Below are 9,814 nucleotides of genomic sequence, written 5' to 3'. Positions count from 1 at the left end.
AACGCGAGAGCCGTGCGACTCGGGGGAGGGCAGGCCGCTCCCAGTCACCGACCGTGAGCGAGGCCGGAGGCCGAGCGAGCGGGCCGACGACCGATCTGTAAGGGAGGGAGGAGTGCTTTTATACTAAATTTTGCCGAGGGCCGCCGAAGGTGGCCCGCAGAGCAAAATTTAGTTTACTAGGACCGCCAGAACTCCGGCGTCAAGAGAACGAGCACCGGGATGATCTCGATGCGGCCGATCCACATCATGACGATCATCACGGTGCGAGTGAGCGGCGAGAAGGCCAGATAGTTGTTGAACGGGCCGGCGACGCCGAACGCGGGCCCGATGTTGAGGAAGATCGAGGCGGCCGCACCCAGGGCGTCGAACTCGTCGACGGAGGAGCCGATTCGGGCGGCGTCGACGACGATGACGACCGTCAGCAGGAAGAAGATCACGAGCGCGAGCATGACGTACGTGAAGACGTCCCCGATGGTCTCCTCGTCGACCACCGTCTCGTCGAGCCGAATCGGTCGAACGGCGTCCGGATGAACGGCGGTAAACAGGTTTCGGCGAAACGCCTTGAGAATCACGAGCCAGCGAAGCGACTTGATCGAACACGTCGTCGAACCGGCCATCCCGCCGGTGAACATACAGAGGAACAGCATGTGCTTCGCGCCGGGCGACCAGAGATCGAAGTTCACCGAGGCGTAACCCGTCGTCGTCACCATCGACACCACGTTGAAGAGTCCGTGACGGATCGTCGGCTCGAGTCCCATCACGAGATCCGGGTCGAGCACGAGCATGACGACGACGATCGTCGTGATCGACGCGAGAATGCCGGCGTAAAAGCGGAACTCGGCGGACTCGAGCGGCCGCCGGAAGTCGCCCTGGGTGATGGCATAGAGCAGCACGAAGTTAGTCGCGCCGATGATCATCACCGGGATCAACGTCCACTGGACCGCCGACGAGAACGCGCCGATGCTGTCGGGCTGGGGCGAGAAGCCGGCCGTGGAGACGCTCGTGAGAGCGTGCGAAACGGCGTTGTAGAGGGTCATCTCGGGCGCGAGCCCGACGAGGTGGAGTGCGAAGAGGAAGCCCGTCGTGAGGACCGTCAGCCCGACGTACAGTCCCCAGATGAGGCGAGCGGTCTCGTCGAGGTGGGGATGGAGCTTGCGGACGTTCTGCGTCTGGGATTCGGTCTCCATCAGCTGGGCACCGCCGACGAGCAGATGCGAGAAGAGGCCGATCGCGACGATCAGGATTCCGAGGCCGCCGAGCCACTGGAGGATCGCCCGCCAGAGCATGATCGCCCGGGAGTGGACGCTGAAATCCGCGATCACGGTCGCGCCGGTCGTCGTCACGCCGCTCGTGCTTTCGAAGACGGCGTTGACCGGCCGCGCGAGCACGCCGTCGCCCGCCACGAGGAACGGAATCGCGGCGACCAGCGCGACGCCGAGCCACGTCAGTGCGACCATGAGGAACGCCTCCCGTTGTCCGATCTCGCGGTCCTCGGTCAGCGCCTCGAGGACGATGCCGACGGCGACGGTGACGGCCAGGGTAACGACGAACGGGAGCGGGTCGTCGCCGTCCACCAGCGCGAGTGCGAGCGGTCCGCCTACCGGAACGGCGAGCCACTTCAGGATCGATCCGGTGAGGCTACAACTCGAGCGCCAATCGACGCGCAACGACATCTAGTACCGACCACGTTGGTGACGGGAGGCATAACAGTTCGGAACGGTGTTGGCGGGACGGAGCGGAATCGAAACGGGTGAGACGCGACTGCCGGCCGCATGAGACGCAACTGCCGGCCGCGAACCGAGCGCTCAGTGCTGGTTGTAGCCGTGACCCACGTAGAGCGCGAAGACGTTGGCCGTCAGCAGGACGACGAACGTCAGCGTCACGTTCGGATCGCCGAGTCCCTGTGCGAGGAGGGGGAGATGCACGAATGGGAGCGCGATAGCGATCCAGAACGAGAGGAACTGGAGGGGACCTTTTATCGAGCGAAGCAGCCGGTTTCGCTCGTGCTGGGACTCCGGCTCAGGGTTCGACGGAGCGATCGATTCGTTTGTAACGGGGGAGGGATTGGACATCGAGACGGGACACCTCTTCTCGATTACGACATTCACTTCCCCGGTCATATAACGGCACGAATATTGTCGCCGTTTCGGCCCGTTTTACCGGCGTACTGTACTCATACTATCGTTTTCAGACGCCGTCAGAAACCGTTAGACGTTTTACTATCCGTTCTGAGATATTTTCCCGGGATTGTCTTCGAATTGTCGGGTTCGCGCTCCGATCGGCGGCTGGGGTCCGCGGGGGGACGAGCGGAATTCCCTTGTACCGGGGGCGGTATGAGTTCGTCATGAGCGAGCGAACGGCGACCCGTACGCGCGAGACGGCCGAGACCTCGATCGAGTGCACGCTCACGATCGACGGGACCGGGACGGCCGCGATCGACACCGGCATCGGTTTCTTCGACCACATGCTGACGTCGTTCGCCAAGCACGGCCTGTTCGACCTCGAGGTCGAGTGCGACGGCGACCTCGAGATCGACGACCACCACACGGTCGAGGACGTGGCGATCGTCCTCGGCGAGGCGTTCGACGAGGCGCTGGACGACCGATCGGGGATCGTCCGGTACGCCGACCGGCGGGTACCGCTGGACGAGGCCGTCGCGGCTGCCGTCGTCGACGTGAGCGGTCGACCGCGGTTTTACTTCGACGGGAGCTTCTCCCAGGCGGAAATCGGCGAGTTCACGAGCGACATGGCGCGGCACTTCGGCGAATCGGTGGCGATGAACGCCGGCGTGACGCTCCACCTCGAGGTTAGCGGCGAGAACGCCCACCACGAGGTCGAGGCGCTGTTCAAGGCGCTGGCCCGAACGCTCGACGACGCGACGCGGATCGACGACCGCCGAGAGGGCGCGCCCAGCACGAAGGGAACGCTCTAGTCGTCGACCAGCGCTGTAGCGATCGCACGTATTCGGGACGAGCGGTGCCTCGAGCCGATGCCGGGCGACCGTATCCGGGCTGCGGTCTGTTACGGACGGCGCAGTGTTTTCTGCTCTTCGACGAACTCGCCGTTCTCGACGGCGTGATCGACGAGCGCTTCGGCCTCGTGGCGCTCGAGGTCGTAGGCCCCCGCGGCGAGCTCCTCGACGGCGCTGCGCGTCATAGGAAACTCGCGGTTCCGAAGGAGCCGAATGACCTTGCGGTAGGTCTCCGGTGGACGGGTCGACGCGGACGGCGAGTCCTCGTCGCTAGAGACGACGGCCGACTCCGATCGGTCGTCAGCGTCGACTTCGGTCGCGGTACCGGGCGCGGTCGTCGTCTCGACCTCGTTCGCCGTCTCGCCGTCCTCCGCCGTCTCGGTGTCGGTCGGACGCTCGTCGCGCTCGAACGTGATTCCCCCCTCGCGACTCGCGGCAGTGTTCGGCTCGTCTTCGGTGCTGTCAGAATCGTCCCCGGCAGCGTCCGACCCCGCTTCACCGGCGTCGGAATGGTCGCTGGCGTCGGCGGCCCCGTCGGAGACGGTGGCATTCGAACTGGCGGTCCGAGATCGGGTCGCCCTCGAGTCATCGGTGGTAGCGATACCCGAACCGATAGCAGTCGACTCGTCGTCGGTCTCGGCCCCGACGCGGGCGAGCAGCGGTTCGAGCAGCGTCTCGAGTCGCTCGCTGCAGTCGGAACAACAGACGACACGGCGCTGTTCGGCCTCCGTCGGCTCGAGTTCGGGCGGGACGATTTCGAACGCGCCGACGGCGTCGTCGGCACAGAAGTCACAGTTCCGGAGTGCGCGCATAGTGTCAGCTATCACGGAGAGCGTGAAAAATCATCCGTCAGACGAACAGTCACACGAACGTATTGCTCTCGCCGATCGAGACGAAACGCCGACAGGGCGCGAGACCGATCACCGGGCATTATACTGCTGCGTGCGTACACCCGGCAACGAATGTTCGACGAGATTATGGAGAAGTTCGAGGGGTCGCCGAGTCAGCAGGTCGTCATCCGCCTGCTACTCGAGCGGGGCTTCTCCGTCAACGACGACGGGCGAGTCGTCTCTGGCGGCATCGAGATTCCGAACACGGGTATCGCTCGCGAAATCGGCGTCGACCGACGGGTCGTCGACTCGACGACCGACGTCATCCTCGATGATCCCGAACTCCGGCGCATCTTCCAGAACATCTCGCAGGTGCCGAGCCTGATGGACCTCGCGCCGGTGTTGGATCTGACGGTGCTGTCGGTCGCTGTCGACGACGCCGAACAGGAGGGAATCGTCGCTCGGGTCACGGGAACGCTCGCGGACAACGGCATCTCGATCCGCCAGACCATCAGCGAGGACCCCGAGTTCACCGACGAGCCCAGACTCTACCTGATCACCGACGAAACGCTCCCGGGCGAGGTGATCACCGAGATCCGCGATCTCGAGTTCGTCCGGAAGATCGAACTGCAGTAGCCCGCACGGGTCAGGCGGACTGCTGTCAGTCGGTTTCGGCGCACCCGAAGGACGGTCGCAGTTCGCCGGGAACCCGTTACAGGGATCCGTCTCAGTCGTCGGCCTCGTCGGAAGCGGCGGCGACGGCGTCCGCGAACTCGTCGAGTACCGCCGCGAGCGCGCTCGTCAGTTCCTCGAAACGGTCGATCGACATGTCGTCGGTCGTCACCCAGACGCCGTGGGGGCCGCGGATCACCCGCGAGAGAAACCCGTTCTCGAACATGCGGATCGTCGCCTCGTACTCGCCGAGTTGCGTGTTCCGATAGGCCGACTGCGAGTGAAATCCCAGCCGCTCGTGGTCGGCAAAGCCGATCAGATCGGCGGTCTGCTCGAGGTCCGACCGAAGGTACAACTGTTCGACGTCGTCCTCGGTGAAATAGGTGATACTCCGTAGTTCGTCCCCGACCGTCGTCCGGCAGACGCTGTGAATTTCGTCCGCGAGTTTGGGATCGATTGCATCGCCGTCCATGTGTGCACACATGGCACCCGAGAATAATAGCGTCTAGGGTCCGAGCGAAACCAACGGGACGACGCCGTTCGCGGCGCACAGGGGACCGACGGTCTCTTTCCGTCGGCCGACGAACCGCCGTCATGAGCAGCGTCGGGACCCGACAGCGATGGGGTGGCCGATCGTGAGCAGCGCGTACCGAACCGTCGCGGCCGCCGCCACCGCCGAGTTCGTCGTGCAGGGGTCGGAATTCATCGGCCACGTCCGACCGGTCGACTCCGTCCCGGCCGCCGAAGCGTTCGTCGACGCCGTCGAAGACGAATACGCCGACGCGACCCACAACGTGCCCGCCTATCGCGTTCGAGACGGCGACGACGCAGACGGCCACTTTCTTCGGGAGTACTCGAGCGACGACGGCGAGCCCTCCGGCTCGGCCGGCAAACCGGCGCTGAACGTCCTCACGCAGCGAGAGCTCGAGAACTGTGTGGTCGTCGTCACGCGCTACTACGGCGGCACGAACCTCGGCGTCGGCGGCCTCGTCCGGGCGTACTCCCGCGCGGTGAAGGAGGCCGTCGAGGCCGCCGGTATCGCGGAGGAACGACCGCACGAGCAGCTGGCGATCACCGTCGCGTACGACGACTCCGGGACCGTTCGCTCGATCCTCGAGAGCGAGGGCTACGAGTTCGAGGCCGACTACGAGGCTGACGTCAGGTTCGACGTTCGGGTCCCGCTCACCGAGGGCGACGCACTTCGGGATCGCATTCGGAGCGCGACGAGCGACCGGGCTGACCTCGAGTGACTCTGAACGCGAAATAGCCACCGATAGCGACCGTTCGAGACCCTGTTACGGCGGTTCAGGTGCCCCGTTCCGGAGGGACTGACTGTGGCGTTCGATCTCCGACCGTGCGTCCTCGAGGTCGGCGAGTTGGTCGCGCTCGAAGCGCACGTCGAAGAAGCCCCGATCGAGGACGAGTTCGTCCTCGCGGAGTCGGACGTGCGAGATATCGGACCATCGCACGAGCGAGCGGGTGTACGGTCGTCGCTTGACGAGACCGACCTCGTGGACGTAGATTGCAGGTGTATCACCCAGCGATCCGACCCGCCACCGACCCTCGGCGAGGCCGATGACTACCCAGAAGATCGCGAGTCCCGTCCACACGATCGACGGCAGCCAGTCACCGGTGGTCGCGCTGGCCGCGCCCAGTAGCAGCCACATGGCGAGGACGATCGCGTCCAGTTTCGGGGTCCCCGGCGGCTCCCACTGCCACGTCGCAACGGACTCGTCGTCGGTGATCGAATCGACGTAGCAGGTCTCCGCTAGCCGCATGAGTGCGTAACCGGTGATCGCCACGGCGACGCCAAGCGCCGCGACGACGAGACGGAACTCGAGCCAGCCGAGTAGCGTAGCACCGACGGCGACGCCGAACGGTGTCGCCGAGAAGGGAAGGGCAACCCGTCGAAGCCAGCTTCGACCGAGGCGTGCCGGGAGTTCGCGGATCCGTCTCGCGAGGGCGATACCGACGAGCGCGCCGCCCAGGAGACTGATCGCGGCCGTTCCGAGGACGGCGATCCGAGTCGGTGCCGTGAGCCCCACGGCGAGCGCGGCGAGGCCGGCGACGAGCGTACCGACGTAGCCGGCGAACGCGAGTCGAAACCGCGTTTTCGCCGTTCCGGTGTCGTGGTCGCCAGTCATGAACGGTCCTACGTTCGTTCGTGTTAAAATAGTATGGTTACTGGCGCGTCTGGTAGCAGTGTGGCCCTCCGATCGATGATCGGTTCGTCTGGATCGAACTGCGGGATATCCCGCAGACTGCGGGGATGTTCGACCGGAAACGGAGGGGTTGCAAGGAGCATCGATATCCGCGTCTCGCTCCTCCGGCGAACCATGGACAGAAACGTGGGTGGGTTCGACCGCCTCGGCCGCGTCATCCTCGCAACGATACTCCTCGTGGCCGGCTATCGAAACCGAACTCGGACGCTCGGCGCGCTGGCGTTCATCGCCGGAAGCGACCTCCTCGCGACTGCCATCATCCGGCGCTGTCCGGTGAACGCGTTGCTCGGGATCGACACCTGCGGGACCGAGTAACTGCGGTGCAGCGAACGGCGCGGGCCGCTCGAGAACGCACGTTTAGCACCCGCTTACTCGTCAGGGTCGTACGCCACGGCGTCGCCATCGACCGGCGGAGCACCGATGGCGACGACCGAGACCGAGCTGTCGGCGTCTTCGGGGTTGTAGGCCCGATGCGGTGCCTCGGGTTCGGCTGCGAACATCGAACCCGCCGGGACCTCGAGTTCGCCCTCGGGGGTCTCGACGTGGAGCGTCCCCGAGAGGACGACGAACGCCTCCTCCTGCGTTTCGTGGTAGTGGTAGGCCAGCGGCAGCTGTTCGCCCGGCTCCGCATCGAATCGGTTGATCGCGACGTTGTCCAGTCCGGCCGCCTCGCTCAGTCTGCGGAGATCACAGGGTCGACCGTCGACGCGCTCGAGATCGTCCGGATCGACGACGCTGTAGTCCATGCGCTTCGATTCGAGCCGATCTGCAAAAGTCCGTCGGCACTCGTCAGATTCGCGTCCGCCCGGTGACAGCCGATTCGGACGAGCCGCTCAGGTCGTCCGGAACGCCCGGTCGCCGGCGTCGCCGAGGCCGGGGACGATGAACCCGTCCTCGTCGAGGCGGTCGTCGATCGACACCGTCAGCAGGTCGGCCTCGTCGAACTCATCGTTGACGCGAAGGAGGCCCTCCGGTGCCGACACGGCCGAGAGGACGATCAGGTTCTCCGGTCGGATCGCGTTGTCGACGATGTGTTCGAGGACGGTACACATCGTACTTCCCGTCGCGAGCATCGGGTCGGCGATGATGACCGTGTCCTCCTCGTGGATCTCGGGCAGTTTGACGTAGTCGACCGTAATGGGGAAGGAGCCGTCCTCGGCGCGGCCGGCTTCCTCGTCCCGACTCGCGCTGATGACTCCCTGTCGCGCTCGCGGGAAGGCCTTGAGCAGTCCCTCGACGAACGGGGTCGCGGCGCGCAGGACGTTGATGATCACGACGTCGTCGAGGCCGCGGACGCGCTCCCCCATCGTCGCCTCGAGGGGCGTCTCGATCTCGACGTACTCGGTCTCCATCCGGCCGTCGATGATCTCGTACCCACAGATTCGGCCGAGTTTGACCAGCCCCTTGCGGAAGCTGACCTGCTCGGTCTCGACGTCGCGAATGCGCGAAAGGGTATCCTTCGCCAGTGCGTGCGTGATGAGATGGGCGTTATCCCGGTCTTCGATCGTCATATCCCAACAGCCACTCGCCGGATAGTTCACAGTATCGATCAGCCGTGGTCGGAGACCAGTGCGCCGTCTCGAGACACCGCTCGGATATGAGAGGGGAGTTACCCCAGTACGAACGCAAACCGATCGATCGATTCCATCAGCACAGGCGGGTGACGGCAGAGAAGTTTATACCTGTCCGCACGCTATCAGTCGGCCAGCCGAATGGAAGAGAGCATCTCGGGGTTCAAGGTTCGCGGTGACTGGGGCGACATCGTCGAACACGGCGAGCGGATCACGCGCGCGCTTCGAGACGCCGGCGTCCACGATCCGGATCGGGACGCCGACGCGCGTTACGCCGACGCGTTCGATGAGTGGGACGAGTGGCGCCCCAAGGCCCACGAAACCCTCGATACGGACGTCAGCGAGAAGACCGCCGATCAGGCCAGCGTCGAGGAGGGCAAGGGAGAGAAAGCCGGCAAGGAACCGGACGAGGACATCAAGACCGCCGGCGAGAAACTCTCGGAGTCGTACGAGCAACTCGAGGAGGACGACGCCGAGGCCGCGGTGGACAACTGGAAGGAGTCGATCGATTACGTCGCGCGGGCGGCCGACTCCGCGAGCCGCAAGGCCCTGCGCCGGGTCGAGGACACGGTGTACCAGAACGTGATGACCCAGCTCGCGCCCTACTACTTCGACAACGAACTCGTCAGCGCCAACGTCCAGCAGTCGACGCGCAACGGCGGCAACGGCGAGCAGTTCGTCTTCGAGGTCAACGTCAACGACGACGACCTGAAAAACGAGGTCTCCGACCGCCTCGCCGAGTACGAAGACGAGGTCGACCGCTGGCACGTCGAAGTCGAGAAGGATACCGACGCCGCCGAAGCCATCGAAGGCGTGGAGCCGCCTCCCGAACCGGACGACAACTCGAGGTCGACGACGAACTGAGCGAGCCGACCGTCGTGCGCTGCCAGCGGCCGCTACTGCCGGCCGACAGTCGGCACACACTTGTAGGGGCACCCAATAGGAGCCGAGTAGATGGACGATATCGCCACGTTCGGCACCTTCGCCGTGGCCGCGGTCGCGAGTCTGTTTATGGCCTGGGCGATCGGTGCCGGCTCGAGCGGTTCGACGCCGTTCGCCCCGGCGGTCGGCGCGAACGCGATTTCGGTGATGCGAGCCGGCTTTCTCGTCGGACTGCTCGGGTTCGCCGGTGCGGTCCTGCAGGGTGCGAACGTCTCCGAGGCAGTCGGGACCGGACTGATCGGCGGCGTGACGCTGTCGTCGCTTGCCGCCACGATCGCCCTGCTCATCGCGGCCGGGCTGGTGGCGATCGGGATCTTCACGGGGTATCCGATCGCGACCGCGTTTACCGTCACCGGGGCGGTCATCGGGACCGGACTCGCCATGGGCGGCGATCCCGCATGGGCAAAGTACACCGAGATCGCCACGCTGTGGGTGCTGACGCCGTTCGTCGGCGGCGGGATCGCCTACGCGGTCGCCCGAGCCCTCCGGGCCGAAGTGGTCGCCGAGGAGTACCTCATCATCGTGCTGGCCGGCGTCGTCGGCGCGATCGTCGCCAACATCGAGTTCGCGATCCTCGGCTCGCCGGGCGCCGGCGGAGCGTCGATC

At 65.3% G+C, this 9,814-nt stretch carries 13 protein-coding genes; 6 read left to right on the top strand and 7 right to left on the bottom strand.

Annotated features, from left to right (window positions below):
• Positions 1-176: 176 nt before the first annotated feature.
• Positions 177-1,673, bottom strand: coding sequence for a TrkH family potassium uptake protein (locus PGX04_RS28740; RefSeq protein WP_273741614.1), 1,497 nt, complete (start codon positions 1,671-1,673; stop codon positions 177-179).
• Positions 1,674-1,805: 132 nt separating this feature from the next.
• Positions 1,806-2,072, bottom strand: coding sequence for a DUF8028 family protein (locus PGX04_RS28735; RefSeq protein WP_273741613.1), 267 nt, complete (start codon positions 2,070-2,072; stop codon positions 1,806-1,808).
• Between the two features lie 272 nt (positions 2,073-2,344).
• Between PGX04_RS28735 and hisB the strand changes: the two genes are divergently transcribed.
• The gene (gene hisB, locus PGX04_RS28730) at positions 2,345-2,932 is read left to right on the top strand and encodes an imidazoleglycerol-phosphate dehydratase HisB (RefSeq protein ID WP_273741611.1); all 588 of its coding nucleotides are present in this window, start codon (positions 2,345-2,347) and stop codon (positions 2,930-2,932) included.
• An 89-nt stretch (positions 2,933-3,021) separates the two neighbouring features.
• Here hisB and PGX04_RS28725 read toward each other — a convergent pair whose 3' ends face one another.
• On the bottom strand, positions 3,022-3,783 hold the full coding sequence (locus tag PGX04_RS28725) for a hypothetical protein (RefSeq protein WP_273741610.1): 762 nt from the start codon (positions 3,781-3,783) through the stop codon (positions 3,022-3,024).
• Between the two features lie 150 nt (positions 3,784-3,933).
• Between PGX04_RS28725 and trpY the strand changes: the two genes are divergently transcribed.
• Positions 3,934-4,437: a TrpY family transcription regulator gene (gene trpY, locus PGX04_RS28720; RefSeq protein ID WP_273741609.1), complete on the top strand. Its 504-nt coding sequence runs from the start codon at positions 3,934-3,936 to the stop codon at positions 4,435-4,437.
• Between the two features lie 91 nt (positions 4,438-4,528).
• Here trpY and PGX04_RS28715 read toward each other — a convergent pair whose 3' ends face one another.
• The gene (locus tag PGX04_RS28715; protein ID WP_273741608.1) at positions 4,529-4,945 is read right to left on the bottom strand and encodes a DUF7522 family protein; all 417 of its coding nucleotides are present in this window, start codon (positions 4,943-4,945) and stop codon (positions 4,529-4,531) included.
• A gap of 163 nt (positions 4,946-5,108) precedes the next feature.
• On the opposite strand from PGX04_RS28715, the gene PGX04_RS28710 reads away from it, so the two are divergent.
• Positions 5,109-5,723 (top strand): IMPACT family protein, encoded by a 615-nt coding sequence (locus PGX04_RS28710; protein ID WP_273741607.1) that lies wholly within the window; start codon positions 5,109-5,111, stop codon positions 5,721-5,723.
• 45 nt (positions 5,724-5,768) lie between these two features.
• Here the strand turns inward: PGX04_RS28710 and PGX04_RS28705 are convergent, their stop codons facing one another.
• Positions 5,769-6,617, bottom strand: coding sequence for a hypothetical protein (locus PGX04_RS28705; protein WP_273741606.1), 849 nt, complete (start codon positions 6,615-6,617; stop codon positions 5,769-5,771).
• A gap of 192 nt (positions 6,618-6,809) precedes the next feature.
• On the opposite strand from PGX04_RS28705, the gene PGX04_RS28700 reads away from it, so the two are divergent.
• The gene (locus PGX04_RS28700; RefSeq protein ID WP_273741605.1) at positions 6,810-7,010 is read left to right on the top strand and encodes a YgaP family membrane protein; all 201 of its coding nucleotides are present in this window, start codon (positions 6,810-6,812) and stop codon (positions 7,008-7,010) included.
• 53 nt (positions 7,011-7,063) lie between these two features.
• Here the strand turns inward: PGX04_RS28700 and PGX04_RS28695 are convergent, their stop codons facing one another.
• Both PGX04_RS28695 and upp read right to left on the bottom strand, forming a co-directional pair.
• Positions 7,064-7,441 (bottom strand): cupin domain-containing protein, encoded by a 378-nt coding sequence (locus tag PGX04_RS28695; RefSeq protein WP_273741604.1) that lies wholly within the window; start codon positions 7,439-7,441, stop codon positions 7,064-7,066.
• 87 nt (positions 7,442-7,528) lie between these two features.
• Positions 7,529-8,206, bottom strand: coding sequence for a uracil phosphoribosyltransferase (upp, locus tag PGX04_RS28690; protein WP_273741603.1), 678 nt, complete (start codon positions 8,204-8,206; stop codon positions 7,529-7,531).
• A 201-nt stretch (positions 8,207-8,407) separates the two neighbouring features.
• On the opposite strand from upp, the gene PGX04_RS28685 reads away from it, so the two are divergent.
• Together PGX04_RS28685 and PGX04_RS28680 are read left to right on the top strand one after the other, a co-directional pair.
• The gene (locus tag PGX04_RS28685) at positions 8,408-9,130 is read left to right on the top strand and encodes a DUF5828 family protein (protein ID WP_273741602.1); all 723 of its coding nucleotides are present in this window, start codon (positions 8,408-8,410) and stop codon (positions 9,128-9,130) included.
• A 90-nt stretch (positions 9,131-9,220) separates the two neighbouring features.
• On the top strand, positions 9,221-9,814 hold a 594-nt coding region (locus tag PGX04_RS28680; RefSeq protein ID WP_273741601.1), incomplete at its 3' end, for an inorganic phosphate transporter.

The sequence above is a fragment of the Natrinema soli genome (assembly GCF_028618695.1).
This window is presented reverse-complemented; position numbering and strand designations above follow the sequence as displayed.

Coding starts and splice junctions, on each gene's coding strand:
- PGX04_RS28740 (WP_273741614.1), bottom strand. CDS start 1,673: ATGTCGTTGCGCGTCGATTGGCGCTCGAGTTGTAGCCTCACCGGATCG.
- PGX04_RS28735 (WP_273741613.1), bottom strand. CDS start 2,072: ATGTCCAATCCCTCCCCCGTTACAAACGAATCGATCGCTCCGTCGAAC.
- hisB (WP_273741611.1), top strand. CDS start 2,345: ATGAGCGAGCGAACGGCGACCCGTACGCGCGAGACGGCCGAGACCTCG.
- PGX04_RS28725 (WP_273741610.1), bottom strand. CDS start 3,783: ATGCGCGCACTCCGGAACTGTGACTTCTGTGCCGACGACGCCGTCGGC.
- trpY (WP_273741609.1), top strand. CDS start 3,934: ATGTTCGACGAGATTATGGAGAAGTTCGAGGGGTCGCCGAGTCAGCAG.
- PGX04_RS28715 (WP_273741608.1), bottom strand. CDS start 4,945: ATGGACGGCGATGCAATCGATCCCAAACTCGCGGACGAAATTCACAGC.
- PGX04_RS28705 (WP_273741606.1), bottom strand. CDS start 6,617: ATGACTGGCGACCACGACACCGGAACGGCGAAAACGCGGTTTCGACTC.
- PGX04_RS28700 (WP_273741605.1), top strand. CDS start 6,810: ATGGACAGAAACGTGGGTGGGTTCGACCGCCTCGGCCGCGTCATCCTC.
- PGX04_RS28695 (WP_273741604.1), bottom strand. CDS start 7,441: ATGGACTACAGCGTCGTCGATCCGGACGATCTCGAGCGCGTCGACGGT.
- upp (WP_273741603.1), bottom strand. CDS start 8,206: ATGACGATCGAAGACCGGGATAACGCCCATCTCATCACGCACGCACTG.
- PGX04_RS28685 (WP_273741602.1), top strand. CDS start 8,408: ATGGAAGAGAGCATCTCGGGGTTCAAGGTTCGCGGTGACTGGGGCGAC.